The organism is Microbulbifer sp. A4B17 (genome assembly GCF_003076275.1).
In the GTDB taxonomy this organism is placed as follows: domain Bacteria; phylum Pseudomonadota; class Gammaproteobacteria; order Pseudomonadales; family Cellvibrionaceae; genus Microbulbifer.
In genome coordinates, this window is the sequence record NZ_CP029064.1 from 724,619 (window position 1) to 751,136 (window position 26,518).

A 26,518-nucleotide genomic window follows, 5' to 3' on the forward strand; every position below is an offset into this window, starting at 1 on the left:
GGGTGAGTGGGGGCAAGAGGACTGCGCCTAGCAGGGGATGGTGTGCGTTGGGGCGAGTTAAACCAAGCCCCGCAAGGCGGGGCTTGGGGCAATGTGTCTTGCTAGTCTGGCAAGCGAAATGTAATAGGAACAGAAAAGTTATAGCTATCGGCACCCAATTGTGAAGGAACACCAGGGTAGGGGCCAGCTCTGCGAACGGCAGCCTGGGCTTCCCGGTTAAGGCTTGAGAAACGGGACTCCTGAACTGGCTGGATATCTATCACCTCACCTCGTGAATTAATAGTCACATTAAGACGCACACTGCCTTCCTGGCCGCGCTCTTGGGCCCGCTGAGGGTAGCGGATATAGCGGAAGGTGTGGCGCAGCAAGCTGGAGTGATAGATCTGGCGTGCCAGGATCATGTCAGCAGTCAGAGGGGCCTCTTCTTCCTCTTCCATCATACTTTCTGTATCCGCAGCTATCATGGTCCCGTCTTCCGGGGGTACCGTAATCAGCTCGATTTCTTCCTCTGCTTGCACAACAGCGGTTGTGCTCTCCTCACTAGCTCCCTGAATGCCATCAGTTTCAGTTACAACTGCTGCAGGGGCAGTTGCGGCAAGAGCTAGAGTGGGAGGGGGTAGGTCGGCAATTTCAAGAGTCGGCTTTGGTGTTGCAGCAGGTGATTCGGCCGGTGCCTCTTCAGCAGCGATAGCTTCCTCCTGATTGATTTTCTTGAGCTGCAACTCTGCGATACGCTCGCTGGTTGGAGCCAGGGACTCGAACGTGGTTACCAGGCTACCTGAGACCTGACCGGCGGACAGCAATCCATCTTTAAAATCTGTGGAGGGGGGGACGGAACCAATCCAAGCACGTAGCAAGGTATTGAAAAAGTCCGGGTCGGCAATCTCCCCTAATTGAATACTGTTGAGAGAGATAGTTGTCGAGCCCGTGTCTTCGGCAAACTCAATACTCAACTGATCACCATGAGTAAAGCGGCCCTTAAACAGGTTGGCAAAGGTCACCATATTTTCTGCCTGGCTGCTCAGCGTATCTCCGCGGTTGTTAATCGCAATGGCTTCCATCCACTGATTGCGGAATCGGCGTGCGGGGAGGCTTTTGGTAACAACACGGACCTCCAACCGCCTGGGAATGTTGTTATCTAGTAGTGTCGAAGGCTCTCGGGTCAGGTTTTCCGAGTAGATTGCAGCGATATAAATGTCTTTATTAAATTGTTTTTCTAGTGCAAGACCGTTTAAAAGTGGTGCAGCTTTTGCAGTGAGAGCAAATGTAAACACCCAAAGAGAGAGGACAATTTTTATCGATTTCATTGTTCTACGGTGTCTGAGTAGCAGGAGCAAAATGTTCTGCTAAGTAAGAATTCCGGGGCCCCAACCCCAATGCACACAAGTCAGATTAAAAAGTGCGCGCCCAAAGCTTGTGGGAGTACAATGTGCTACCCACTACGCCTAACTCTACTGTAACTGGAACGGAGTTCAACCCTGATAGGGTCAGACTGTCCCCATTCGTCCAAGATAAAGGCTTGGTAAAGAAACGATTGTCACACTTAGAAACAGGTGTGATAGGTCGATATCGTTTAGAATGGCGATTTGCAGAGTTGCTTAGGCCACGCTTTGCGAGAAAATGGAATAGTTTTCACTAAATTTGAATTGTGCATGGAAATCAAACCCCTTAGTGAGTATCCACGGGATGCTGTGGATCGTCTTCTCAATGTCATCCATCTGTTTCGAGATATTCGTGCATCCAGTGAGTGGCAGTACGATGTGTTGCTCAAACGCTCCCGGTTGGTCAGTCTTCAACCGGGAGAACAGCTGTTGCGTGCTGGTGATGTGGATCAGTGGGTCTACTTTTTACTGCGTGGAGAGTTGCATGTGAAAGTAGACAATTCGGCTTCTGAAGAGGTGCCGGGGAACGAGCGCCCCCTTGCCGTGATACGCCCGGGTGAGCTATTTGGCGATTTGTCGATGCTGTTGGCGGAGCCGCGCAGTGCCGATGTTTTCGCTGCGCACGGTAGTCTGGACACTCAGGTGCTCGGCGTTGATTGTACGCTGTTTGGCGATTTGGAGAACTTATCACTGTTGCAGCTGCCGGCAAAACTGGTGTTCTACCGCAATATGGTGCATTCATTGCGCTGGAAGCTCGAGGTCTATCGCTCCAAGTACCCCGCACACCAGTTGGCAAATAGTCATCGAAAATTGAAGCTCTACACCGGTCCCAAAAATTGCCGGGAGGAGCTGCTGGCCCTGGCGCAGCAGGCAAAGGCACTGGCTCAAATCCTTCTCGACTGGAATGCGGAATTTGGTTCTGGAGAGCTGGTTGATGATGAGTCCGATATGCTTGGATTTCTGGAGTCGATGTTGTCGTAACGACTCTCCTCAAATTGAAAAGGGCGGGAAAGTTATCTTCTCGCCCATGACCGTTTCCCTCTCTCATTCTACATATGCTTTTTTGGTACAAATGTGCTCATTTTCTATGAATGTGTGAATTATCTGCGTGTTTCAGTCTAAATCTGTAGATCGCTCATATACTCCATTTACTCCATAGCAGCCGCGTGTTTTTAGGTGAAATGTGGATAGAGCACGGCGTAGCATTTTTAGAAACAGGTGTGCTGTGTAAAAATCACACTGATTTAAACGATTATCGCAGATCCCTCCAGCAGGATTTCAAAACTCTTTTCGCGATAGTGCACCACTGCCCAACAGGTTTAGAAAGTTATGAATGTATTGGCATCGATCTGGTCTCGGCGCAATTATCGAATGGCAATTATTGTTTCGGTGATCGCTGTCTTGTGGCTGCTGAGCGGGCAGTTGTTTTCTGGTGCGGAGGATAAGCAGCCAGAACCGAAAGTTGGATCTGCCACCAAGCCTGAGTCAGAACTCAGAATTCAGGCGCAGGTTATTGAATCGAGGTCCTACCCCACTCAGGTGCTTGTGAATGGACGTACTGAGGCAAATCGGAGTGTACGTTTGCGCGCTGAGCTGGACGGTATTATTGCAGCGCTCCCGGTTGCAGAGGGACAGACAGTCACGGAAGGCCAGATTATCTGTGAAATCGAAGCCGAGGATCGTATCGAGCAACTGGACTTGGCCGAAGCCGCGAAACACAAAGCAGAGTTGGATTTTGTCGGTGCTGAGCGACTCAAGAAAAAAGGACTGCAGTCGGATACAGCCATGGCTCAGCAACAAGTGGAACTGGCTCGAACCAAAGCGGAATACACTCGCGCCAAGGTGACGGTGGATAAACTGAAAATTCGCGCACCATTTGATGGTGTAGTGAATAGCCGAGCGGTGGAATTGGGAGATTTTATTCGCCGGGGAGAAGAGTGTGCGACCATTCTCGACCTGGACCCTATCTTGATTGTTGGAGAGGTGTCCGAGGACCAAGTGGGGAGCCTTGTTGCGGGTGGGCCGGCCCGAGCCCAGTTACAAAGAGGGCTATCGGTAGACGGATACCTCCGTTATATCAGTCAACAGGCACAGGAAATTACCCGGGCTTACCGAGTGGAGGTGGCAGTAGATAATCCAGGAAATCAACTTCCCGGGGGATTGAGCGGCCAGCTGGCACTCCCAACCGGCGAAGTTACAGCCCACCATATTAATGCCTCCCTGCTCACACTGGATGATAGCGGCGAGTTAGGAGTGCGGACTCTCAACGATGAAAACCGGGTGCAATTTATCAATGTCTCACTGGTAGGGGATGGCGATGGGGGTGTCTGGGTTTCCGGACTGCCCAATTCCGTAACCCTGATTACAGTGGGGCAGGAATATGTCACTGCAGGGGACTTGGTTCGAGTGGAAATGCTGAAAACCGGGGAAGAATTCTCCCGGGAGAGCCAGCCGGCGGAGAGTTTTCCAACAGAGCCGGTTGAGATGACTCCGGCATCCGAAACCGTTGTGAGTCCCGAGGGTGGGTCACGATGAGCTTACTTGAGAGTGCGATTCAAAGAAATCGCAGCACTATTTGCCTGATGTTGCTGATTGTTTTAGTCGGCATTGTCGCGCGCGCAGCGATGACCATTGAGTCTAGCCCCGAGGTGAACCCCCCCTTTGTTATTGTGCAGGTTACTCACGAGGGAATTTCTCCGGAGGATGGTGTACGCCTGCTGGTTCGCCCTCTGGAAAAAGAAATTCGCGCGGTGGAGGGGGTAGTCGAGGTCATTGCAGTCGCCCGGGAGTCCCTTGTTTATATCGTGGTTGAATTTGATTCTGCCATTGGTGTGGATGATGCTGTCGATGACATTCGCAATGCGGTGGAGCGAGCCAGGGCGGAGTTGCCTCGGGACGCCGATGAACCCACTGTGGAAGAAGTATCGGCACAACCTTTCCCAACCATTGTGGTTACCTTATCCGGCGAGCAGGCCAAAGAACGGGTTTTATTACGCACTGCCGAATTACTGAAGCGGAAGATCGAGAGTATTCCCGAAGTGCTTAGCGCTGACCTCCATGGCAATAGGGAGGAAGTGGTTGAGGCGGTGATTGATCCGGTGCGATTGGAGCACTATCAAATCACCAGTGCAGAGCTTATCAATGCGGTGTTGGGTAATAACTTATTAATTCCCGCAGGGGAGCTGGAAACCAATAGAGGCCGCTTTTCAGTAAAAGTACCGGGGTTGATTGAAACCGCTCAGGATGTCTATGACATCCCGCTCAAGAAATCCCGTGATGGCGTTGTGACTCTGGGTGCCGTCACTGATATTCGCAGAACCTTTAAGGATGCTGTGAGTTATACCAGCATCAATGGCCGCCCGGGGCTCGCGATTAATGTAGAAAAACGCAACGATGCCAGCTCTGTCGATGTAGCGGATAAGGTTCGGGAGGTTGTACAGGCTGAAATCGGTGTACTGCCACAGGGTATTACTGTCGAGTTTGTCTTTGACCAGTCCGGCTTTGCACGGGATATGGTCAGTGAGATGCAGGGAAATATTCTGACAGCAATGCTGCTGATAATGATTATTGTCGTTGCCGCTCTCGGTTTCCGATCGGGAATTCTGGTGGGGCTGGGAGTGCCCTTCTCTTTGCTGTTTGGCTCCATCATCACCTGGTATCTGGGTTACTCCTTTAACTTTATGGTGATGTTCGGGATGCTGCTGGCTCTCGGTATGTTAATTGATGGGTCCATTGTAATTACCGAGTTTGCCGATCGAAAAATGGCCGAGGGATTATCAGCAAGGGAGGCCTATATTGCATCCGTTAGCCGGATGTTCTGGCCGGTGGTTGCTTCAACGGCGACTACCCTCGCAGCATTTTTGCCGATCATGTTGTGGCCCGGGGTAGTGGGGGATTTCATGCGCTACCTGCCCGTTACAGTATTTGCTGTATTGGCGGGCTCGCTTCTCTACGCTCTATTTTTTGCCCCTGTCCTGGGCTCTCTGTTTGGCAAGAGCGCAATGGATGCCTCTACCCGTAACTATTTGAGCCAGCTGGAAGATGGGTTGCCTCGGGCTCTGCCCGGAGTTACCGGATGGTATGCCCGACTTATTGAGACGGTACTAAAGCGCCCACTAAGCGGGTTCCTCACGACCATCGCCATACTGGTAGCTATCTTTATCGGTTTTATCAATTTTGGTGCGGGAGTTGAGTTTTTCACCGACACAGAAGAGCAATACGGTAATGTGGAAATTAGGGCCCAGGGCAATCTGTCCATGGAGGAGAAAAAAGCCCTGGTGGTGCAGGTTGAAAGAGCCGTTCTCAGTGTTCCCGAAGTCAGGATAGCTCATACCACAATTGGTTCTGGGGGAATTTCTGGTAACACTGACCGCTCTCCTGACCAGATTGCCAATATGTTGGTCGAGCTTTATCCCGCGGAAGAGCGTGAACGGCGCAGCCGCGATATTTTTGAAGATATCCGTACGCGCACCGCAGATTTTGCCGGAATTAAAGTAACGGCAAATGTGATGGAGGGTGGGCCGCCGGTAGGAAAGGATATTGTTCTGGAGTTGCGCAGCCAGAATTACGAGCAACTATTGCTGGAAACCTGGCGACTACACCGCGCAATGGAGGAAATTGGTGGGTTGAGAGATATTGTAAACACCGCTCCACTACCCGGTATTGAATGGGAAGTGAAAGTTGATCGTGCCAAGGCCGCACTGTATGGCGCCGACCTCACTGAAGTTGGTAGAGCGGTGCAGTTGGTTACCAATGGCGTTCGAGTTGCAGAGTATCGACCCGATGATACCGATGAAGAAGTAGATATACGTATCAGATACCCAAGAAGTGCCAGAGGTATAGCTGCACTCGATCAGCTAAAAGTGAATACTGCGCAGGGTACGGTTCCCATCAGCAGTTTTGTGCACACAGAAGCCATGCCCAAAGTCGATAAGATTGAACGAATCGATGGAATTACCCGTATGCAAATTAAGGCTGATGCACAAGAGGGGGTTCTGCCGGATGACAAAGTGAAAGAGATAAGGAAATGGCTGCAGAGTAACCCGGTAGATAACAGAGTTGAGCTGTTATTCCGTGGAGCCGATGAGGAGCAGAGTGAGTCTTTTCAATTCCTGGGGATAGCCTTTATTCTGGCCTTGTTTTTAATGTTTATTTTGCTAGTGACCCAGTTTAATAGCTTTTATCAGTCCTTGTTAGTTCTCTCCTCTGTGATCATGTCCACCTTGGGGGTGATGTTTGGCCTGCTCATAACACAGAGTACTTTTAGTGTGATTATGACTGGGGTAGGTATTGTGGCCTTGGCTGGGATTGTGGTGAACAACAACATCGTACTGATAGATACTTATAACTTTGTGCGAAAAAATGAACCGAGTCTCACGCCAGCTGAGGCTGTGGTAAAGGCATCGACGCAGAGGTTGCGTCCGGTCTTTTTGACAACGGCGACGACGATCCTCGGTTTGTTACCTCTAGCATTGGGAGTCAGTGTGGATATGGTTGGGCGTAATGTCGTTGTCGATGGGGTGATAGCCTCTTTTTGGGTGAAGCTTGCCAGTGCTATCGTTTACGGACTTACCTTTTCCACCTTACTGACTTTATTGGTCACTCCCATTATGTTGGTGCTACCGGGTCGTTCCAACAAGAAGGTGAATCCAGAGGGAGCTATTAAACCGATAGGAAGTTAGTAATCGATGAAGGAGTACCCTAGCACATAATTAGTGATCACATTTTCCGGGGGCTTAAGCCCCCGTTTTTATAGCGGGGGGGTTATGAATAAGGATCAATGGCCCGTTGAGGTTTTAGAGCGCTGCGGACAGCTACAGTCGAGCCTCAAGGGTCCTTTCAGGGATTTATTACGAGAGCATCAATTACCGGACGATTTCTTTCCTGTACTCGGTCAAACTTTTCTTCCACTGGCTGTTTGGTTACTAAATCGCTTTAAGCGCAGTAATCCGTTAGTGATTGGCATTAGTGGGGGGCAGGGCACCGGTAAATCTACATTGGCTGATGTGTGGCAGCGTATTTACCAGGAAATGGGTTATCGCTGCTGTACTTTGTCTCTGGATGATATCTATTTAACCATGGAGCAGCGCCGGGACCTGGCCGCAAAGATACACCCTTTACTGGAGACTCGTGGTGTGCCCGGAACTCATGATATTGACTTGGGAATCAATACTCTCAAGGCTCTGTGTTCAGCTGGCAAAGACTCGGCTATTACTTTGCCTAGATTTGATAAGGGGTGTGATGATCGCATAGCTGAGCGTTTGTGGCCCGTATCCAAAGGGGAAATGGATATTGTTTTATTCGAAGGTTGGTGTCTCGGCGCTAAACCTTCATTTGCTTCTGAAGTTCCATTAAATGAAATGGAATACAGAGAGGATCTTTCTGGTGAGTGGCGAAACTATGTAAATCAGCAGCTCGCAGGTGCTTACCAAGACCTTTTTTCACTCATTGATGTATGGGTTATGCTCAAAGCGCCGAGCATGCAATGCATTGTTGAGTGGCGCAAGTTGCAGGAGCACAAACTCAGGGCTCGTTCGGGAATGGGAATGACAGATCAGCAGGTTATGCGGTTCGTACAACACTATGAAAGAGTGACGCGGAATTTACTAAAGGATATGCCAAGCTGGGCTGATTGCGTTATTGAGTTGGGGGAAGATCATCAGGTAAAGGATGTGAAACTGAGAGCAGAGCGCTCCCGGTGAGTTTAAACCCTGGCTTCGCCAGGGTTTAAACTGGCTGAATAAATCAGCTTTGATTGAGCGCTGGCTTACTTAGCCTTGGGCGGACGACCGCGACCACGCTTCACAGGAGCAGCTTCAGTTGTTGCTGCGGCTGCGGTTTCTGCTTTTTTGGGGCGCCCTGGCTTTTTCTTTGCGGTTTCCGCTTTTGCTGGGCGACCGGGCTTCTTTTGTGCGGATTCTGCCTTTGGTGGGCGACCGCGACCGCGTTTTACAGGAGAAGCTTCAGTTGCTGCGGCTGCGGTCTCTGCTTTTTTGGGCCGACCTGGCTTTTTCTTTGCGGTTTCCGCTTTTGCTGGACGACCGGGCTTCTTTTTGGTTTCAGTGGTATCTTTTTTGGGGCGGCCAGGCTTTTTCTTAACTTCTTCGGTCTTAGCTGGACGACCGGGCTTCTTCTTAGCAGCGGTAGCTTTCTTCTTATCAGCAGCAGCGGCTTTTTTAGTGGCAGCGGCAGCTTTCTTCGCTTCGGTAGCGGCTTTCTTCTTCTCGACAGCTGCCAGTTTCTTGGCTACAGCAGCTTCTTCTTTAGCAACGATCTTAGCTACTTGAGAAGCCAGCTTGTTGGCAGCTTTGATTTCAGCCAGTTCATTCTTGGCTTCAGTTGCTGCAGTTTTGGCTTCAGTTGCAGCAGTTTTAGCTGCGGCAGCGGCTTCACGCGCTTTTTTCAGCTGCTGCTGTTGAGCAGCAGTTTTTTTCTTAGCTCTAACAGTCGCTACTTTATCCTGAGTAGTTTTTGCTTTAGCAGCAGCCTTCTTGGCACTGTTTGCCAATTTCTCGGCATTGGCAGTTGCGTCCTTTTCCTGTTTGAGGCGGGCGCTTTCCAGTTTAGCGGTAAGGGAGCGCAGCTCCGCTTCCAGTTTTGCGACGTCGCTGGTAGCGACTTGTGTAGCTTTTTTAGTAGCCATTTAAATATCCCTGCAAAATGAATTGTTTTAGTAAGTGGGGGCATTCCTATCAATTATTCTCAGCCATCTTTAACGGAAATTTGCACCGTTTAAGATGTTTGTTTTCGGCAGAAAACAATTGATAGTGAGTCCCCCCAAGCTAGCGGCGCTAATTGCAGCTTATTTGTATACCTAATTGCAAGTCCTTTGGATGGTTTTTTTCTATTTAATGTAAAAAAAATGTCTTTTTTTTACATATTTTTCAGTTAAGGGCCATTCGAACTGTGTTTTTGATCTTTCGGGGAACTTGAAAGCGCTCACTACAAGTGATTCTTTATTGCCAATATTCGCTGTATCAAATCAGGATCTATGGCGTTAAATAGTTGAGTAAATTTGTAAGTTTTATGAACCTGTTGGTTTAGTTGTTTTGACTTTTGCACTTGGAGTTTGTTTGCTGATGATAGTTTCGCGTGGTTGGTTATCAGCGGGCTTGATTAACAAAACTTAACTGCATGCTTTCACTCTCACGAGTTCACAAGCAGTTATCCAATAGCTGGTTTTGTTATCCAATGTATACGTGATATTCGCATTGGGGAAGCTGAATGGTGTCAAGTTGTTAGCGATAGCGTGAATCCTTTTTTGGTACCTCTGGTCTCTATAAGGAATTAAAACTGCGTACATACATCCATTTAGTGTAAGTAAAGCGCCGTATTTAAGTACTAACCACTCGTAGGTTGCTTCACGCTTGATAGTTGGTTATAGGCCTATTCCAATACTGCGGCCAGGTTTACTTTTGTACGATGACCAGTGGATCAGTGACAAACCATGTTACATCCAAGTGCTTATGAGGATGGGCTTGTGTTTGTTTCTGGTTTCCACTTTGAGGTCTTTTAAAGTATTGCGAAAGCGAGCGCTTGGTCCCAATTCTTGTAGTTTTGCTATAGCGTGACATCGCTGGTTGCTATTACCTGTGTTGGCGAGGTGTAGCTGGCCAGATGAATGTGTTATCAGAAGTAATTTGGATGAAGATTCACTTATAACCAGGCTTATTGATATTTTTATGGGCAATAGTTCTGTTTGAGTTTGATTTGTAATTGAAGGCAGCTTTTAAAAAGACTAGCGATGGGGCTTTAGTTGAGCCCAGTAACAGGGTACACCTGCTACTGGGGATGTATAGAAGTTGTCTATAAGGTTTATAGTGGGCCGTAGGGCAAGTAGCGATTATTGGAATTCTGGCGAATCCATAACAGCTGCTCTTTCGTTAATGGGGTAGAGCGTTTCTTGAGTACTTTGGCTAGAGGGATCACTGCGGACTCAGCGCCAGCATCCCAGCCGGGTAGTTTCATCTCTGCCTGGGTAAAGAAACGGATCAGTTGCCATAGTTGGGTGCTGCTCCAATTCTCACTTTCCTCAATCCAGTGTTGAGCGGGGAGGCGAATAAGTGTTGAGGGCACCGTTTTAATAACTTCTATTGATTCATTGAAAGGTTTATCTGATTCAGCAATTTCGATAAGTCTGAGTAACTGCTCCCGGTTGAACTCGTCTTTGGTTTCATTTTGTGGGCCACTTACCTGTGGCTCCCAGGCTCCTACGCTCATACTTACTCCTTATAAGGGTCCAGTTTCTTCTTGCATTATAGCGAGGAGGAAAACGTTCTGGGGGAACATACCGTAGATAACAATGCATAAAGGGGGTCTAAGTTGGTCGGTAATATCACAGTGAATCTACATGGTTTGCCCCTGAGGGATTTTAGAGTCCCGAGCTGCGATAACAGGGACTAAACATGCGGGAAAATCAAATATATAGGTTTTCATTTGAGATACTATAGAGGAGACTCTTAATGTTGAGGTCCAAATGGAATTTATAGCTAAAGCGCTGCCGGCGACTAAGCGTGTGGCTCTGGTAGCCCACGATAACCGCAAAGATGCCATGATCCAGTGGTGCCTTAGGCACCGCAATTTGCTCAAACAACACCAGTTAATAGCTACGGGTACCACTGGTGGGAAAATAGAGGATGCAACGGGTTTAAGTGTTGAGAAGCTCTTAAGTGGTCCCTTGGGTGGGGATCAGCAACTTGGGGCGAGGATCAGCGAGGGGCAGGTGGATATACTGATATTCTTCTGGGATCCCTTTGAACCCATGCCTCATGACCCGGACGTCAAGGCATTGCTACGTATTGCTGCAGCTTGGAATATCCCTGTGGCTTGTAACCAGAGCAGTGCGGACATGATGGTACAGTCACCATTAATGAACCAGGCTTTTGAGCATGAAGTGCCTGACTATCACAGCTATCTAGCAGGGCGTTAGTCGGAATTTCTGCTTAAAATTTGATCTTTCTTGCTGGTTCAATTCTGTAACTTATTGATTTTTAAGGTTTATTTATCTGGATTGATGCTCGCACTTGCAATGCTTGCGAAATCGCGGCAATCTTGCCCACCAGATTAGACCGGTCAATCCGGCACCCATGATATTTGAAAATTGCACGGTGTTTTATGAGTAGACGACGCGGAAAGGCCGTAGAAGAAGAAAAGGCGGATATCGACCTGACGCCCATGTTGGACGTTGTGTTTATCATGTTGATCTTCTTTATCGTGACTGCTTCATTTGTTAAAGAGAAGGCGTTGGACGTAAATGTGCCTGATCCCAATGATACTAACGAAGCTCCGCCAAATGATGATATGCAGAATATTCTGTTGATCGTTAGTGCAAATGATGAAATTACCCTTGCGGATGGTAGCCGTATCGACAGCCGTGCAGTTCGAGCTCGTATCGCTCAGATGTATGCTGAGAACCCGCAGGCAATGGTAATTGTACGTGCGCACAACAAGTCCAGTGCGGACACTTACGTACAGATTGCAGACGCAGCGAAGGAAGTGAGCCTGGGTATTCAGGTGTCCCTGGTACCTTACGAGGACTAAGTTTCCCGGTGAGTTACGCACGCTTAAAAAGCCAGCAATATGCTGGCTTTTTTCGTTTGTGAATTATGATTTTGAACTGGTCATAAATTGGGGTATTTAAGTACCCCTCAAATGGAATCTGATATCAGAATTCTGAACGAATTGCCCAGAGATCGGGGAAAACGGGTCTAAATAGGGTTCCCTGTAAATAACCTACCCCGCTTGAGCCACCAGTCCCCATTTTCCTACCAATTGTTCGCTCGACCATTTTTACATGTCGGTAACGCCACTGTTGTAACGAAGTATCGATGTCCACCAGAGCCTCACAGATTTCACTTACCAGTGGATCATTCCGATAGACATCGATCAGTATTTTCTGGACGGCTGAAGAAGGCTCCGCAACTTGGCTAAAATCCCTTTCAAGCTCAGTAGTGGGTACCTTATGCCCCTCGTGAACCAAAAAGTTTAGGAAAGCGTCCCAAAGGGTCGGCGCCTCAAGGCGCTTCATCAAGCGCTGGTAGTGCTCTGAGCCAGGGGTATAGTTTTCCAGTTTTTTCGGGTCCTTGGCTCCGTAGAGAAATTCCAACTCGCGAAACTGGTACGACTGAAAACCACTAGCTGTGGATAGTCGATCGCGGAAAGACATAAACTCCAGTGGGGTGAGGGTTTCCAGGATATCGACCTGTTGAATTAATGTACGATAAATTGTGTCGACACGTTTTAGCGTATGCAAAGCGCGATTGCGATCCCCTGCGTTGAACAGTCGCACCAGGAAGTCCAGTTCATGCAGCATTTGCTTGAACCAGAGCTCGTAGCTTTGATGAATAGTAATGAAAAGTAGTTCGTCGTGCTCGGGGCCATCGGAAAGGGGTTTCTGGCACTGCAAAAGCTCGTCTACTTTTAGGTAAGAGCTATAAGTTATTGTCATAGTCAGCTGCTTCCTGAGTGTGTTTTGACCAGTTACAAAATAATGCTCTCTTTAGCCGGTATGGATCAAAACAAAAGTTACGGCAAAGTGATTAATATTGGACCCATTATAAAGCCCGGAGCTCTTTGAATGGAAAACCCTGCACAAAACTTACGTGTCAATGGTTCTCGCCTTTGGAATAGCCTGATGGAAATCGCTGAGATAGGTGCGACTCCTGCGGGCGGGTGCAATCGCCAGGCCCTAACTGACGAAGATGGCGAAGGGCGTGACCTTTTCGTACGCTGGTGTCGAGATATAGGCTGCGAAGTCAGGGTGGACCGGATGGGTAATATTTTTGCCCGTCGCCCAGGAGCAGATAACAGTTTGCCTGCTGTGGTGACCGGCTCCCACCTGGATACGCAACCAACGGGTGGCAAATTTGACGGTGTATATGGCGTACTTGCCGGGCTGGAAGTTCTGCGCACATTAGAAGACCAGAGTATCAGGACCAAGGCTCCCTTAGAGGTGGTCGTATGGACCAATGAGGAGGGGGCACGTTTCTCTCCTGCAATGGTGGGCTCAGGTGTTTGGGCTGGGGAATTCAGTCTGGAGTATGGACACAGCCGTGCGGATAAATCCGGTATCACTATCGGAGAAGAACTGGAGCGGATAGGCTATCTCGGTACTGAGCCAGCTCAGCCGAGAGCGATCAAGGCATCATTTGAAGCCCATATTGAGCAGGGCCCAATTCTAGAGAAACAGGACCAGGTAATTGGTGTTGTAACGGGAGTTCAGGGCATTCGTTGGTATGACGTTACTTTTTACGGGATGCCCTGCCATGCCGGCCCAACCCCGATGGAGGATCGCCGCGATCCCGTTCAGGCAATGTCTATTCTGTGCGAACGTCTGTATCGCGAAACCCGGGAATACTCAGGAGATGCGCGTATGACTTGTGGGGACTTAAAGGCGGCGCCGGGTAGTCGCAACACAGTTCCTGAAGAGGTTGTACTGGCACTGGACCTCCGTCACCCCTTACCTGAAGGGTTAAACCATCTGCACGAATCTCTGTATAAAGCGGCTGAAAAAGTGCAGGAAGAAACAGGAACCAGAATCGATATTCGCGAAGAGTGGTATTCGCCCCCTGTAGCTTTTGATAAACATTGCATCAATGCAGTCAGCAGTGCTGTGCAGACTCTGGGGTATAGCAACCGCAAGATGGTCTCTGGTGCTGGGCACGATTCCGTCTACGTATCTCGGGTTGCCCCTGCGTCTATGATTTTTGTGCCTTGTGAAGGAGGTCTTTCACACAATGAGGCAGAGTCGGCCGAACCGGATCATCTGGAGGCGGGTTGCAATGTGTTGCTCCATGCAATGTTGAATAGTGCGGAATTGGCTTAGGTAGTGAAAGAGACGGTGTTTCTGCCACTTGCCGGCGTCGCACTGTCTTTGCTTTGGCATAGTTGATAATAAGTTGGAATTGAGACGAATGGGTAATTTTAGTTTGAAGCACCGTCAAGATAACGGTGGCACGGTACCCCTGACAGAGTGGGGGATGGATTCTGAATACGGTGTACTTCGGGATGTTTTGATCGGTCCTGTGGATAACTTCAGTTGGCGTACCGGTAATGCCAGTGCACGACGCGCTGAGCGTCTTGGAATGAAGTTTGATCACAAGGTAGCCGCAGCACAACATGGAGAAATGCTCGATGCTTATCGCCATGCAGGAGTGAATACACATTTAATTCCAGCTGACAGCACTTTGCCCTATCAAATTTATGGACGTGACTCTTCGGTGATGACTCCCTGGGGTCCTATAGTGACTCAGATGTTCAGTCCTTGGCGCCGTGGTGAGTGGGCGCCCATTGTGAAGAAGTATGCAGAGCTGGATATTCCGATCTACGACATTATTACAGCGGGTTCCCTGGAGGGAGGGGATTTTATGGTGCTAGAGCCCGGCGTCATTCTGTGCGGATATTCCGGCGAACGCACCAGTCCGCAGGGGTTTGAGCAGATGAAAAGCTGGGTGGAAAAAGAGGGTTGGGAGGTTAAAGGTTATCAATTCGATCCATTCTTCCTTCATATCGATGTGATGGTTGCCATGCTTGCGGAAAAATTGGCGGCAATTTGCGTCGATGCTGTTGAACCAGAGCTGGTTCAATGGTTTAAGAGCCGCAATATAGAAATCATCGATATCCCATTCCCGCAGGTACTGGAACTTGGGGTGAATGTTGTTGCCCTGGGTAATGATCGGGTGATGTTGCCCAAGGCGAATACCGGCCTGGCAGAGAAGTGTCGCGCCCATGGCCTGGAAGTGATCGATCCAGATATATCGATGATTACCCCCGGTGGTGGTGGTGTTCATTGTATGTGTCAGCCACTGCGTCGGGATTCAGCCAACAAAGGCTGAGTAACTGTTACAGGCGATCGGTAGAGACCGGCCGCCGGTGGTCGGGTTAATCCCGTCAACGAAAGTGGTTGATTAGGGACTCGCGCCTCTTGCAGTAGCGGTTAATATGAATCGCCTGAAATAGGTGGCTTGCAGCTAATGAAACAGTAATTTTCGCTGAAGCCCCAAAATTAGGCTGCAGTGAGTGGCCCGACCTACTTCTTACCCCGGAGAACATTATGCAAAGCGAATGTGCGGAGATTCAGGCTCAGCTCAAGGACCGTATCCTCGAAATTACGATAAACCGGCCCGGGCGCAAAAATGCCCTGACTATGGCCATGTATACCGAGATGGCAGGGTTGCTGAATAGTGCAGCTTCTAATCCAGACGTTCGTGTTGCGATCATTACTGGAGCAGAAGGTATATTTACCAGCGGCAATGATCTGACAGATTTCCTTGGCGGCTCTGCTGAAGGGGAAGAGTCTCCCGTATTCCAGTTTATGAGTGCTCTTTACCATTTTCCCAAGCCGGTGGTTGCTGCAGTGAACGGTCCGGCGGTAGGTATTGGCACTACGATGCTTTTACATTGTGACCTGTCTTTTGCAGGAAACGATGCCATGTTCCAGATGCCTTTTGTGGATCTGGGGTTGTGCCCAGAATACGGTTCCAGCTATTTGCTTCCGCGTATTGCCGGTCATGCCAAGGCTTCAGAATTACTGCTACTAAGTAAGCGTTTTAGCGCCCAGGAAGCGGTTGAAATCGGTATTTGTAATGCAGCGGTCGCACCTGAGGAGGCGATAGTGCGAGCCCGTGAAGCTGCAGCTGAGCTGGCCAAAAAAGCCCCGGCAGCTGTTCGCTTAACCAAGCAGTTACTGCGTAGAGCGACCCAAGAGAAAGGGTTGGAGTTTATTCAGGATGAAGGTCGTTACTTTAAGGAACGCCTTGCTTCTGATGAATTTAAGGAGGCTGCTACAGCCTTTATGGAAAAGAGGCCGGCAGATTTTTCCAAGTTTAATTGAATAAAAAAGGCCGCATCATGCGGCCTTTTTTATTGGAATCAACTTTTTAGTGACTCCTGCGCCCTCGGGAAAGGTAGTCGACGGCTTTATCCGGGTGATCGGTAAAGAGGCCGTCAATACGCAGCTGGTATACGGCGAAATGAAGGAAATGCTCGAAGCTATCAAACTCTTCGGGGACCTTGCCTTTATCGGCTCGGAAAGTATAGGGATGAACTTCTAGTTGTCTGCGGTGTGCTCGGCGGACAACACCATTGGCCCTCGGTTGACCATCTTCTACTTCCATCAGCATAGGATACCAGGGGCCAATCCCATTTGCGTAGGTGGCGATTTTACGCAATCCGCCCTGCTCCAACATCCAGTCGTAATTGTATTTTTCGATATTTCCATTGACTTCAATCAGTTTTTCACCCCAGTCAGTGGCTGCAATTAACTGAACTAGCGATAGATCCATTCCCATGGAGGGCATCAGTTCATATTTAACACGTTGGAGTTCTTCCGCATCAAAGCACTGAAAGAAAACCTTTTGATTGCGGTTGGTATAGCCGTATTTCTTTAACGTTTGCAGAGCTATTGAGGCAATATCTTTACCTTCCCAGTGGTGGAAGTAGGGCTTTTTAATTTCTGGATAGATACCAATATCGTAGCCCAGAGAACGGTTAAGTCCCTGGATCAATTCCAGTTCCTCTTCAAAGGTGGACAGCCTGAAACTGGACTTCCATATTGGAAACCTTTCAGGGTATTTTGCTTGTAGTCCATCCTCACTATCTACAAAGGGTTCTGATACCTGAAGCTGCTTCAGCTCAGCGAGAGTAAAATCAATGGTATAGAAGTGGCCGTCAGTACGAGCACGCTCTGGAAAAACCTCAGCGACATTAGTTACGCTGTCGAGGTAAATATCGTGCATTACGATCAAGTGGTCATCTTTACTGAGTACCAGATCTTGCTCGATATAGTCTGGACGCATACCGTAAGCCAGAGCTTTGGATTCTAGGGTGTGCTCAGGCAGATAGGCAGAGGCACCTCTATGAGCCACCACAATAGTTTGTTTATTTCTGTGATCAATATTGTCAGCGCAGGTTAGTGTCGCAGCTACAGAAAAGCCAATCAACACTAATGAGAGAAGCTTTTTAAACATATAGAAAACGCCCTTGATGAGTTGTGGGCACTTTCTAGCAAATAAATGTGACAGGGAGATAAAGGGATACAATAGCTTGGCCGAGTCGGGATTTGAGGAGCTCAACTATTGCAGCCTTTAAGTCCCTTTGAGTGATCGCAGAATTATTCAGAGACTTTTTCGTTTATCTAATCGATATCATGTATGGCTAAGTGCTTTAATTTCTACCTTCTTGAAGCTTAGCTCTGAAGGCTGCACTGCTTTCTTCTTGAATTTTCTTGAATTCTGATAATTGTTGGTCAGTTAGTATGGCAGACATTTTATTAAGAACAGACTCTTTGATAGCGGCCATTTCTTTGGCCATTTGACGCTTTTCGCGAAAACTCATCTTTTGAAGAGCGCCTCCGGGACTTTCTATATTGATGCCATACTTTGCAAGTACTTGACCGCGTTCTTTATAGCTTGCTTCCAGAATCGGCGTGATTTTTTCTACCTGCTCTTCAGAAAGGTTGAGTCTGGCTTTGGTTGTCTCCAGGCGCTCCGTAAGTTGGACGTCGCGATCATTCTCTGCCCAAACTGCAGTGTTTGTGGAAATAGCAATTATTGCAGTGATTACCAAACTGAATAACTTCTTCATTGTGACTTCCTCGTTAATGATTAAATACCGTTACTGTGAGGGGTATGGTAGTGGTTACATTGTAAACAAGTGCCATTCGGTGTAAAAAAGTGTTAATTTCCTGTTAACCCCCTCACATGAACTGAAGCATTTCTGGGTATCCATAGACAGATGTTTCTACACATGATGATTCTAGACAATTCTGGATGTTCTGGTGCCGAGAAAAGTCGATAAAAGACTGGAGATGAAGGCCTGATACTCAGTAAGGCCTAACGAGCAAGCGGACCTCGGATCAACCGGTGACAAGGAGTCAGTCAAGTTAGTCGGTACGGTAGAACGAAGAAGGTTAATGAAAAATGGCGCTCTGTGTCGGGCTTGGCTTTGACTTATAGTGTAGCCCGGAACTGTTGGCCAAAGCACTTGTCTGGAGCCTTGGTGAAGAAGGTAATCTGCAATATAGCCTGGGCGTTCCAGCACTGCTCGGGTGCTGAGCATTTGTAGGCAATAATTTTTCAGTGCTGTGCAAAATTGGGGGTAGCTCAATGCATGTAAACGCTGACTGTTTATGTCTTGTCGCTTTACTATGAGTGCCCCCTTTGCTTGCCAGGTTTTATACGGTTGCTTCGTGAGGCCATAGGTAGTCAGAGTAAGCTTCCCTAAGGTCTTTTTTACTGACTTTACCTGTGGCCGTATGGGGGATCTCTTGAACAATGACACAATCGTCGGGGATCCACCAGTTGGCAAAATGCCCTTTAAAGGATGCCAGTATCTCCTCAGTTTTTACCATTTTCCCCTCGGAGGGAACAACGATAAGGAGAGGGCGCTCAGCCCATTTTTCATGAGCAACCCCAATGACGGCAGCTTCTGCCACTCCCGCCTGTGTCATGGCAAAATTTTCCAGCTCAATAGAGGAAATCCACTCGCCGCCTGACTTGATTACGTCCTTGGTACGATCGGTGATAGTCAGGTAGCCGTCAGCATCAATCGTAGCAACGTCTCCAGTATCAAACCAGCCGTCCTCAGTAAGCGCCGACTCATTGGATCGGTAATAGCGCTCACAGACCCAGGGGCCACGTACCTGTAGAGCGCCAAAAGCCAGTCCGTCTTGTGCCAGCGTATTCCCCTCGGGATCTACAATTCGCATCTCAACCCCAAAACCCGGTCGGCCTTGCTTGAGTCTGAGGGCCTGTGCCTCTTCTTTGGGGAGCTTTCCAGGTATGCGGGCATTGTAGGTTCCCAGTGGGCTCATTTCCGTCATGCCCCAGGCGTGATGGGTGTAAACCTCATGCTTTTGTTCGAACTCCTCCATGATACTCCAGGGGCATGCCGATCCACCGACAACTACTCTATTAAGGCTGGGTAGGGTCTCTTCACTCTCTCGAAGGTATTTAAGCAGTGCAAGCCAAACCGTTGGAACGCCGGCAGCGATAGTAACGGATTCCTTTTTGATTAATTTACTCAGTGTTTCTCCGCATCCCATTTTGGGACCAGGCAATACGAGCTTTGCTCCAACGGCCGGCGCCGCATAGGGTATCGACCAGGCGTTGACATGAAACATGGGAACAACGGGCAATATGGCTTCATCTCTCCTGATCGCAAAGACATCAGGCATCAGTACGCCGTAGGTATGCAGCATAAGTGAGCGGTGGGAATAGAGTACTCCTTTGGGATTGCCTGTAGTACCGGACGTGTAACAGAGTGCTGCTGCAGATTCTTCTTCTAACTCCGGCCAGTGGAATTCAGAAGGCTCTGCTGCAATCAATGTTTCATAGCAGTAAACATTGCTCAAAGTAGTGTTGGGCATATGTGCTTTATCAGTCAGCACAACGATACCTTGTATGGACCCCAGGTGTGTTGCCAGGGATTCGATTAGGGGCATAAATAGTGGATCAATAAACAACCATCGGTCTGCGGCGTGCTCAATAATATAAGATATTTGTTCAGGAAAGAGCCTGGGGTTAATGGTGTGGCAAACAAGACCGCTACAGGAAGTTGCGTAATAGAGTTCAAAATGCCGGTGATCATTCCAGGCGAGAGTACCAATTCGATCCCCTTTATTGGCGCCAAGCTTTTGTAGTGCATATGCCAACTGTGAAGCTCGTTCGAAAGCCTGTTGATAGCTATAACGGAAATCGGGATTATCCAGCGTAATTGAAACAATTTCACCATCCGGTGAGTTGTTCAGTGCATGCTTCATAATACCAGTTAGGATGAGCTGGGATTGCATCATCATACCATTCATCGCTTGCTCCTTATTATTATCTTTTATTTGTAGATAGACACTAGCTCTCCAGAGTTTCAGGAGGGCAGAAGAAAAAGGATAAGAGGCTGATTCTTATAAAACTACTGAATGATCTTTATCCATTCCCCGGGTTCGGGTTCTCCTCGGGGGTAGTAGCCATTTAGCAGGCGTAATTGTTCCTCTGCATATTCGCCGATTTCCATATGTTTTGCCAGAGAGGAAAAGGTGGTTTTTTCATTTGCTTGCACGTAGCGCAAGCGCTTAATGTCCTTTTCTTCTACGATGTCTGATTGTCGCAGCGGCCTAAAACTCCTAATACTAGTTAGGAATAAATTGTCATATTTATCAAGAGCTTCCGAGTCAGAGTCTTCATTGCTTGTGATCTTTCCCTGCAGGACGAATTGCCGGCTTCCATAGAAAATTACTGCAATTCTGTCTGGATCTGCTGCCTCTTTTTCCAGGGGCGAAATTTTTCCGGTATGGCCCTCAAGCCGATATTGATTGAGTTTCTCATCTTGTTCCAGTTTGCGGAGATCGAATTCTGAGCGTAGCGCCATATCGGCGGGTTGGTTGCCATCCCGTTGGTTAACCGTAATGGTAATTTTTGCACTTTTATCTGGTGCTGAACCTACGATGGCTGAGCGTTGGTTTTCTACCTGCCAGCCATCGGGAAATAGAAGGGAGAAGCCCAGTCGTTTGTGGTTGTAGCGATTTTTAGTGGACTGCTGTGTATTTTGTCCATACACCAGCCCATCTGTCTTTTCCCGATAGTATTCAACCTTGGTCTCTTTGTTTTCTTGGGGAAGTTGACCGGCCGCGTTGACGACCTCCTGCAGGCGAAGGTCGTTTCTGGGATGCGAAGCAAAAACACCGTGATATGTTTGAGGCTTTTTGCCCTCGATACGGGCCCGGCGACGGGCAAAAGTTTCCTGGTCCTTTAGTAGGCCAATAACATTGATCATGGCTTGTGGGTCGTAACCCGCGTTAAACATATACTGGGCCCCGAAGCGATCAGCTTCCAGTTCCATCTCCCGGCCGTAGCCCTTCACTGCGGCAGTGCTGTAAAGGTTTGCAACATCCCCAACCACGCCACTACCGGTAACTAAAACTGACAGAACAGATACAACACTGGCTCCGGTAGCAGCTGTTTTTTGCCTAACTGCATGACGGGCAGTAACGTGGCCAATTTCATGGGCAAGTACGGCTGCCATTTCAGCTTCAGAGTGCAGGTAAGTCAGAAGGCCCCGGTTGATATAGATATACCCACCGGGAAGAGCGAATGCGTTGATATCCTGGCTGTCAATGATTGTGAAATGGTACTTGATATCAGGCCTGTCGCTGCCAGCGGCAACTTTTTGACCGACATGATTAACGTAGGCGGTGAGGACTGGGTCTTTATAAATTGGAGTGCTCTCTATAAGTTTCTCATGCATCTCCTTACCAATGGAAATTTCCCTATCTTCAGACATTAAAACCAGGTCTGGCTTATTGGTAGCAGGATTAAATGCACATCCTGCGATGAGTACCAGGATTATGCTGGCAAAAATCTGTTCGATCAGTTTCATTACCCCTGGCCTCCCGTAGCGTTATTTTTTACGAACTGGGTGTTCCCGATGGCATTAGAAATTGCTGGAGCTGTAACGCCATTCCTTTACAGGCATTATTCTGGACTCTCGCGATAAGCGGAATTGGAACCACGATTGCGGGCATATAGGAGGTGCCTTTGGCATCTGCACTAAGCTTTCCGGAGAGTTCGCGGTCCCTGAAGTCCCATACCGCGGCTTCGTAGTCTGATTCTTTATCCCAGGTTCCAAAACCAAAGCAACCTGCGCCCCCGGTGCTAATGGTACAACTGATAGAGCCGGCACTGTCGGTGGTTTCTGTTGAGCCGTCGATCCATACAATATATTTCACTCCGTAGGTTTCCATGCGCTCACGTACCTTCTCATTCTCCATCAGTCGATCGAGAGAGCGAACGTGCATCGGCGCTGTCCTGGGTTCAAACCAGGGGTACATAAGATCGACGAAGTCTTGCTCTGGAATAATATTGACGCCGAGTTCTGGATTGTGTAATTCCCTCCCAACACAGGCAATTAAATCCGGTTCTGTCTCGTACTCACTGGAGTGGCGACGGCCAAGGATTACGACGGAATCTCCTTCGGCAAGCTCTCCGTCAGAGCGCCGATATTCATCGATTACGACAGTGGTACAACCGCTAATAAAGATTATCGTTGCAACTAACAGTGGCTTGAACACGGTCTACTCCTCCTATTCAGCCTTTTTAGCTTTCACCTTGATTTCTCGCAGTGATAGCGACCGGCGTTTCCCCGAGAGAAAAGCCTGTAGTTCAGGGACATTTCCGAATCCGGTATAGAGGTTTGCTCCGGCATCACGCAAGGCGATATTGATGGCCTGTGTCAATGCCTGTTCTTGCGATTGTAGAAACGCAGTGGGTGTTTTTCCGTAGGCGGTTATTACCCAGTTGGCAACTTGCCCCCCGTTGGGATCAAATGCAGTCATGTTGTATTTAATCCACACCTCAAAGATATTGACACGTGTTTCTCTAGGCATGGTGAACTGTAGCTCACGCACTTCCGGAACTATCACCAGCTCGATATTTGCGGGGAGCTCCTGTGGGTAACTTGATAGAGATACGGTATCGGTAAACATGGAGCCCAATACTGTTTCAAAAAGATTTTTCTGAGCTCTGCCTGTGCTTATATTCCATTCTTCGCGATCTTCACTATCTTCTTTGTAAGTGAAACTTTTGAAATCCTCACTGAGGTAAAATCCCACAGTTAATGGTAATTGATCGCCTATCGGGGCTGGGTAATTGCCGTCCACTTGTACGGTATGACTGCAGGCACCCAGGAATAGGCTTACTAGAATTAGTGCCTTGAGATGTCGAAAGGAAGTCGCCCTATACCTCATATGTTCCTCCATGAATCGGTCAACTAGCGAAAATCATTCAACCCCACGAAAGTACCGCCATTTCGGTAGGTGAGTTCGCGCATAAGGGCCGCAAAGCGCAAGCCTGTAGTTTGCAGGTGTGGAGGGCGTGAGAACTGTACCGGGAATCCCACTGCGTGGATTCTGATGTTTCGCTTTCCCTCTCCGTGCTTGGCATTCACCCGCTCGACAGCCAACATAACCCTTCGGATTGACTTTCCGGTGAATTCATCGCCTAGCACATAAATACTTATTTTCTTGCTGGGATCATAAAAGCTGCGGACGGCTTTCTGAATACCTTCAACAGGGCTGGAATTGCTAAACGGGTTCCAGGATTTTAGTCGCTTAAGTATTGCCTGTCGGCGTCCTGGAGTATCCGGTATCCACTTATTTCGATAATTGAAGAACATATAGTCCCCCATATCATTCATGACCTGGATACCTTTAACATTGGGGTATAGGTCCAGGGTGTTGACCATTTCCGCCATCATGCGGTCCCAGCCGTAATTAAACATACTGCCGGAGGTATCGATAATGAAGAGGATATATTCACTGTCGACAGGGATTCCGCCAATAACATTATTTTTGCGCTGGTAGTTCTCACCCAGTAAGCGCCGCATTTCATCTGTGATGGTTTGCAGTGCAATGGTCAGCTCACCTCTAAGTTTCCCATCCTCACTTTGCCCTTCGGTTTTACTGGCAAATTCTGCTTGTAGTGCTTCCAGCTCACCGCGGAGATTGGCAATTCTTTTGCGCTCGATATCGATTTGCTCTCGCTTGGCGTTGAGGTCCCGGTTGATGATAGTGGTTTCACCACGGATTTCCGCCAGCTGTTGCTGCAGTTCCAAAACCTGCCCTTCGAGGTCTACTTCAGCTTCCTCAAGTACAATTGGCTCTGCGGTTTTGGCAATCATTAGCAGCAAAACGATTGCGCCAAATCCGCAGCAGATAACATCCAAGAAGGAAATACTGAACTCTTCCTGGCGACGCTTCTTCTGCGCTCCTATCATGGCCAGTCCCTCGAAGGTGCGAGGAAAGAACCCTGGGTTTGCATCGCCAGCTTCCAAAATTCACTGGCTGCAAAGGGGTCTCCCTCCATAGGGGCAAGGATTACATTGATGGGGATATTCTTGGGTAGTACTTTGACAGCCCGCTTGAACAGGGTGCGCCTGTCTCTACCTGAAATGGTAGGTTTTCTTGGCGCATTCATCCCTTGGGTGGGTAACCCGTCGGTGATGAGGATAATGTTGTCGGGCGGTGGTGTCATAGCGTTAACAGCGTTAAATACTCTCTCCAGGCTGGTGCCATTTTCTGGCACAACCTCATCAAGCTCCTTGATAGCCTGGTCTAACTGGTCGCGATCATCCACATTGAGCCAGCGATCTTCAGTTCCGGCGATTACGGCACGAAAAGAGGTATTAAAAGTATAGATCTGGTATTGGCTATCTCTGGGAAACTGTGCGGTAAGCCAGGAGACGGTACTAACGGCCCTGCGCCACTTTTCGGTTTTTCGCTTGACGGGGGAAGACATATTGCGGGCGCGTATTATTTTAATCAGCTTATCACCGAGCATGGATGCGGATGAATCCAATAAAATCAGGATACGATTACCGCCCAGACGCAAACCGGTGAGGTATTGGCGGTCACCGTCGCCGACGAATTTGCGGACATTATTGCCAAGTTTTTTATTTTCCTCTTCAAGGTTCTTTTTTGCCTGTTCCAGTTTCTTGAGTTTGTCTTGAAGTCTCTTTATATCCTCTTCTTCATCAATACTGTCGATTTCAGCAATATTGCCTTTTGTTTCCTCAATTTGCTCTAAAATGCGCCGTGCAAGTCCCTGTGCCTCAACCAGTTCATCGCTGACAATATCCAGGGTATTTCTGGCTTGGACCAGGTGTTCCTGCCCAAACTCCACCTCCTCCTCAAGAAGATTCACCTCGGCACTGAGATCTTCAGTCTCTACCTCAATCTGGTGGTCGGAGCCGTGCTTGATGATAAGAAAAATTAATGCAACAGCCCCAAAACCACAGGACATAATGTCGAGAAATGAAAGGCTGAATGTGGAAAAACGACGTTTTTTACGCCCCATATCGCTCCACGCTGATCGCAGTTATCACATCCTGATAATCTGCAACTCCAATTATATCGCCGGCGTTGAGATTAACGGGTGACTCAATCTCTTTGCCATTGAGTGTGAGCTGAATTCCGGCATCCACCCGCAAAGCCAGTCTGCCGGCATGGTTAGTGACTGTAGCGGCTGGGTGGTCTGGTGGGGTTGGGGTGACCTGGAATTTCTCGTCGTGCCAGAAAACAAATAGCGGTTCCTGGGCCGCCAGCGCCTTGTGGCCAAAAAGCAAGTGAGTGGCCACTGTCTCTGAGGACTTTTCTACACGTACCTTGACTTCACCTGGGGGGAGTGCACTGACAGAATTTATCAGTTTTAAGGCGTTGCTATCACTGCGCAGCTCTCTCCAACGACGATTGATTGCGTGGGCAATGGAATCTCTCGAGAGTAAATGTACACGTTGGGCCAACTGAATCCCCCCAGGAATATCAGCCCAGCGATGTGAAATAAAACTCACGCTATGGCCTTCCTCCAGGTTTTCGATCATTGACCGAATGCGGGAGAGAAGAGGAGTTGTTGCATCCTGAAGCTGGCGCAGACTGACTTTTGCCGTTCGATCATCGAGTTCGGCTAAAACCTCTCCCTGGCGCATGGCTCGATCAGTCCACTGGGGCATCAAATCATAGAGTTGCTGCTCTGACTCGGCCGAATGGAGAGGGTCAAATCGGCACTGCATAATAAATGCATCGGTAAACACACGAGCCCAGGACTCCTGGAAGTTGTGTAATCCTGTGTCGGCGACGGTTTCCACCGTTTTCACCGTGGCTTGCTTGTCGACTGCGACTTTTGTCACCAATGTCTGGTGAAGTTGCAGGTCGATATGAAGCTGGGTTCCGGCGGGGGCCAGGTTGCCCAGACAAGCTGTTGCCGCATCAACAATTCCTACGATATTGATGTTACTGACTTTGATAACCCCTAAGAGCAGAGCCAGTTGTTCGTGGGTGAAATTACCGGGGACGGCGAGAACAATTTCATCGGGCAGGTCGCAGTGCTCTGCAATCTCCTGGAGATGGCAGTAGACCAGATCCGCGTGATGGCGACAGCGTTGGTTTTCAGATTTCAGAGATTCCAGGCTCAATCTTCTCCAGAACTGGTTGTTTACCTGGGTAGGATGACTCCTTGCGCGCATTTGGGCTGAGGTGCCAATATGAATTTTATTGGGCTCAATAACAGCAATTCCGGGACTTTCCAGTACTTCATTCGTATTGGAAAACACGCGTAGTCCACAGTCGTTTATTTCCAGGACGCCTTGTCCCATGG

At 48.6% G+C, this 26,518-nt stretch carries 22 protein-coding genes; 9 read left to right on the forward strand and 13 right to left on the reverse strand.

Annotated features, from left to right (window positions below; all coding sequences use genetic code 11):
* Positions 1-101: 101 nt before the first annotated feature.
* On the reverse strand, positions 102-1,307 hold the full coding sequence (locus BTJ40_RS03255) for a TonB family protein (RefSeq protein ID WP_108731747.1): 1,206 nt from the start codon (positions 1,305-1,307) through the stop codon (positions 102-104).
* A 345-nt stretch (positions 1,308-1,652) separates the two neighbouring features.
* On the opposite strand from BTJ40_RS03255, the gene BTJ40_RS03260 reads away from it, so the two are divergent.
* The 4 genes from BTJ40_RS03260 (at position 1,653) to BTJ40_RS03275 (ending at position 8,083) form a co-directional block, all read left to right on the forward strand.
* A complete protein-coding gene (locus BTJ40_RS03260; RefSeq protein ID WP_108731748.1) occupies positions 1,653-2,363 on the forward strand; it encodes a cyclic nucleotide-binding domain-containing protein in 711 nt (236 codons plus the stop codon).
* A gap of 348 nt (positions 2,364-2,711) precedes the next feature.
* Positions 2,712-3,917 (forward strand): efflux RND transporter periplasmic adaptor subunit, encoded by a 1,206-nt coding sequence (locus BTJ40_RS03265; protein WP_108731749.1) that lies wholly within the window; start codon positions 2,712-2,714, stop codon positions 3,915-3,917.
* On the forward strand, positions 3,914-7,063 hold the full coding sequence (locus tag BTJ40_RS03270) for an efflux RND transporter permease subunit (RefSeq protein WP_108731750.1): 3,150 nt from the start codon (positions 3,914-3,916) through the stop codon (positions 7,061-7,063). Before BTJ40_RS03265 ends, BTJ40_RS03270 begins: the two co-directional genes overlap by 4 nt.
* An 84-nt stretch (positions 7,064-7,147) precedes the next feature.
* Positions 7,148-8,083, forward strand: a complete 936-nt coding sequence (locus BTJ40_RS03275) for a kinase (protein WP_108731751.1) — start codon at positions 7,148-7,150, stop codon at positions 8,081-8,083.
* Between the two features lie 65 nt (positions 8,084-8,148).
* Here the strand turns inward: BTJ40_RS03275 and BTJ40_RS03280 are convergent, their stop codons facing one another.
* Both BTJ40_RS03280 and BTJ40_RS03285 read right to left on the reverse strand, forming a co-directional pair.
* Positions 8,149-9,024, reverse strand: coding sequence for a hypothetical protein (locus BTJ40_RS03280; RefSeq protein WP_108731752.1), 876 nt, complete (start codon positions 9,022-9,024; stop codon positions 8,149-8,151).
* Positions 9,025-10,196: 1,172 nt separating this feature from the next.
* Positions 10,197-10,601: a hypothetical protein gene (locus BTJ40_RS03285; protein WP_108731753.1), complete on the reverse strand. Its 405-nt coding sequence runs from the start codon at positions 10,599-10,601 to the stop codon at positions 10,197-10,199.
* A 256-nt stretch (positions 10,602-10,857) separates the two neighbouring features.
* On the opposite strand from BTJ40_RS03285, the gene BTJ40_RS03290 reads away from it, so the two are divergent.
* Both BTJ40_RS03290 and BTJ40_RS03295 read left to right on the forward strand, forming a co-directional pair.
* On the forward strand, positions 10,858-11,310 hold the full coding sequence (locus tag BTJ40_RS03290) for a methylglyoxal synthase (protein ID WP_108731754.1): 453 nt from the start codon (positions 10,858-10,860) through the stop codon (positions 11,308-11,310).
* A gap of 185 nt (positions 11,311-11,495) precedes the next feature.
* Positions 11,496-11,921 (forward strand): biopolymer transporter ExbD, encoded by a 426-nt coding sequence (locus BTJ40_RS03295; RefSeq protein WP_108731755.1) that lies wholly within the window; start codon positions 11,496-11,498, stop codon positions 11,919-11,921.
* 124 nt (positions 11,922-12,045) lie between these two features.
* Here the strand turns inward: BTJ40_RS03295 and BTJ40_RS03300 are convergent, their stop codons facing one another.
* Positions 12,046-12,828 carry a tryptophan 2,3-dioxygenase gene (locus tag BTJ40_RS03300; protein WP_108731756.1) on the reverse strand — a complete coding sequence of 261 codons (783 nt, stop codon included), beginning with the start codon at positions 12,826-12,828 and terminating at the stop codon, positions 12,046-12,048.
* Between the two features lie 129 nt (positions 12,829-12,957).
* On the opposite strand from BTJ40_RS03300, the gene BTJ40_RS03305 reads away from it, so the two are divergent.
* From BTJ40_RS03305 to BTJ40_RS03315, 3 genes are all read left to right on the forward strand, one after another.
* Complete coding sequence (locus tag BTJ40_RS03305; RefSeq protein ID WP_108731757.1) at positions 12,958-14,205, forward strand: Zn-dependent hydrolase; 1,248 nt, start codon at positions 12,958-12,960, stop codon at positions 14,203-14,205.
* 88 nt (positions 14,206-14,293) lie between these two features.
* A complete protein-coding gene (locus BTJ40_RS03310; protein ID WP_108731758.1) occupies positions 14,294-15,214 on the forward strand; it encodes a dimethylarginine dimethylaminohydrolase family protein in 921 nt (306 codons plus the stop codon).
* Positions 15,215-15,432: 218 nt separating this feature from the next.
* Positions 15,433-16,212, forward strand: coding sequence for an enoyl-CoA hydratase (locus BTJ40_RS03315; protein ID WP_108731759.1), 780 nt, complete (start codon positions 15,433-15,435; stop codon positions 16,210-16,212).
* Between the two features lie 46 nt (positions 16,213-16,258).
* On the opposite strand, the gene glpQ is transcribed toward BTJ40_RS03315, so the two are convergent.
* The 9 genes from glpQ to BTJ40_RS03360 all read right to left on the reverse strand — a co-directional run bounded on the left by glpQ (position 16,259) and on the right by BTJ40_RS03360 (position 26,516).
* A complete protein-coding gene (gene glpQ / locus BTJ40_RS03320; RefSeq protein WP_108731760.1) occupies positions 16,259-17,347 on the reverse strand; it encodes a glycerophosphodiester phosphodiesterase in 1,089 nt (362 codons plus the stop codon).
* A gap of 196 nt (positions 17,348-17,543) precedes the next feature.
* Complete coding sequence (locus BTJ40_RS03325) at positions 17,544-17,963, reverse strand: hypothetical protein (protein ID WP_108731761.1); 420 nt, start codon at positions 17,961-17,963, stop codon at positions 17,544-17,546.
* A 589-nt stretch (positions 17,964-18,552) separates the two neighbouring features.
* Entirely contained in the window at positions 18,553-20,184 is a 1,632-nt protein-coding gene (locus tag BTJ40_RS03330; protein WP_108731762.1) for a long-chain fatty acid--CoA ligase, read from the reverse strand.
* Positions 20,185-20,285: 101 nt separating this feature from the next.
* Positions 20,286-21,749 (reverse strand): M48 family metalloprotease, encoded by a 1,464-nt coding sequence (locus tag BTJ40_RS03335; RefSeq protein ID WP_108731763.1) that lies wholly within the window; start codon positions 21,747-21,749, stop codon positions 20,286-20,288.
* 28 nt (positions 21,750-21,777) lie between these two features.
* On the reverse strand, positions 21,778-22,440 hold the full coding sequence (locus BTJ40_RS03340) for a hypothetical protein (RefSeq protein WP_108731764.1): 663 nt from the start codon (positions 22,438-22,440) through the stop codon (positions 21,778-21,780).
* A gap of 12 nt (positions 22,441-22,452) precedes the next feature.
* A complete protein-coding gene (locus BTJ40_RS03345; RefSeq protein WP_108731765.1) occupies positions 22,453-23,115 on the reverse strand; it encodes a hypothetical protein in 663 nt (220 codons plus the stop codon).
* A gap of 23 nt (positions 23,116-23,138) precedes the next feature.
* Positions 23,139-24,143 carry a VWA domain-containing protein gene (locus BTJ40_RS03350; protein ID WP_108731766.1) on the reverse strand — a complete coding sequence of 335 codons (1,005 nt, stop codon included), beginning with the start codon at positions 24,141-24,143 and terminating at the stop codon, positions 23,139-23,141.
* Positions 24,140-25,222 carry a VWA domain-containing protein gene (locus BTJ40_RS03355; protein WP_108731767.1) on the reverse strand — a complete coding sequence of 361 codons (1,083 nt, stop codon included), beginning with the start codon at positions 25,220-25,222 and terminating at the stop codon, positions 24,140-24,142. Before BTJ40_RS03355 ends, BTJ40_RS03350 begins: the two co-directional genes overlap by 4 nt.
* On the reverse strand, positions 25,212-26,516 hold the full coding sequence (locus BTJ40_RS03360; RefSeq protein ID WP_108731768.1) for a hypothetical protein: 1,305 nt from the start codon (positions 26,514-26,516) through the stop codon (positions 25,212-25,214). The genes BTJ40_RS03355 and BTJ40_RS03360 overlap by 11 nt, the downstream gene beginning before the upstream one ends.
* Positions 26,517-26,518: the final 2 nt, after the last annotated feature.

Bases quoted from the DNA above. Each gene is read 5' to 3' on its own strand.
- BTJ40_RS03305 (WP_108731757.1), top strand. From the start codon at position 12,958: ATGGAAAACCCTGCACAAAACTTACGTGTCAATGGTTCTCGCCTTTGG.
- BTJ40_RS03280 (WP_108731752.1), bottom strand. From the start codon at position 9,024: ATGGCTACTAAAAAAGCTACACAAGTCGCTACCAGCGACGTCGCAAAA.
- BTJ40_RS03330 (WP_108731762.1), bottom strand. From the start codon at position 20,184: ATGAATGGTATGATGATGCAATCCCAGCTCATCCTAACTGGTATTATG.
- BTJ40_RS03350 (WP_108731766.1), bottom strand. From the start codon at position 24,143: ATGATAGGAGCGCAGAAGAAGCGTCGCCAGGAAGAGTTCAGTATTTCC.
- BTJ40_RS03355 (WP_108731767.1), bottom strand. From the start codon at position 25,222: ATGGGGCGTAAAAAACGTCGTTTTTCCACATTCAGCCTTTCATTTCTC.
- glpQ (WP_108731760.1), bottom strand. From the start codon at position 17,347: ATGTTTAAAAAGCTTCTCTCATTAGTGTTGATTGGCTTTTCTGTAGCT.
- BTJ40_RS03325 (WP_108731761.1), bottom strand. From the start codon at position 17,963: ATGAAGAAGTTATTCAGTTTGGTAATCACTGCAATAATTGCTATTTCC.
- BTJ40_RS03290 (WP_108731754.1), top strand. From the start codon at position 10,858: ATGGAATTTATAGCTAAAGCGCTGCCGGCGACTAAGCGTGTGGCTCTG.
- BTJ40_RS03275 (WP_108731751.1), top strand. From the start codon at position 7,148: ATGAATAAGGATCAATGGCCCGTTGAGGTTTTAGAGCGCTGCGGACAG.
- BTJ40_RS03310 (WP_108731758.1), top strand. From the start codon at position 14,294: ATGGGTAATTTTAGTTTGAAGCACCGTCAAGATAACGGTGGCACGGTA.
- BTJ40_RS03255 (WP_108731747.1), bottom strand. From the start codon at position 1,307: ATGAAATCGATAAAAATTGTCCTCTCTCTTTGGGTGTTTACATTTGCT.
- BTJ40_RS03265 (WP_108731749.1), top strand. From the start codon at position 2,712: ATGAATGTATTGGCATCGATCTGGTCTCGGCGCAATTATCGAATGGCA.
- BTJ40_RS03285 (WP_108731753.1), bottom strand. From the start codon at position 10,601: ATGAGCGTAGGAGCCTGGGAGCCACAGGTAAGTGGCCCACAAAATGAA.
- BTJ40_RS03360 (WP_108731768.1), bottom strand. From the start codon at position 26,516: ATGGGACAAGGCGTCCTGGAAATAAACGACTGTGGACTACGCGTGTTT.
- BTJ40_RS03270 (WP_108731750.1), top strand. From the start codon at position 3,914: ATGAGCTTACTTGAGAGTGCGATTCAAAGAAATCGCAGCACTATTTGC.
- BTJ40_RS03345 (WP_108731765.1), bottom strand. From the start codon at position 23,115: ATGAGGTATAGGGCGACTTCCTTTCGACATCTCAAGGCACTAATTCTA.
- BTJ40_RS03295 (WP_108731755.1), top strand. From the start codon at position 11,496: ATGAGTAGACGACGCGGAAAGGCCGTAGAAGAAGAAAAGGCGGATATC.
- BTJ40_RS03315 (WP_108731759.1), top strand. From the start codon at position 15,433: ATGCAAAGCGAATGTGCGGAGATTCAGGCTCAGCTCAAGGACCGTATC.
- BTJ40_RS03300 (WP_108731756.1), bottom strand. From the start codon at position 12,828: ATGACAATAACTTATAGCTCTTACCTAAAAGTAGACGAGCTTTTGCAG.
- BTJ40_RS03260 (WP_108731748.1), top strand. From the start codon at position 1,653: ATGGAAATCAAACCCCTTAGTGAGTATCCACGGGATGCTGTGGATCGT.
- BTJ40_RS03335 (WP_108731763.1), bottom strand. From the start codon at position 21,749: ATGAAACTGATCGAACAGATTTTTGCCAGCATAATCCTGGTACTCATC.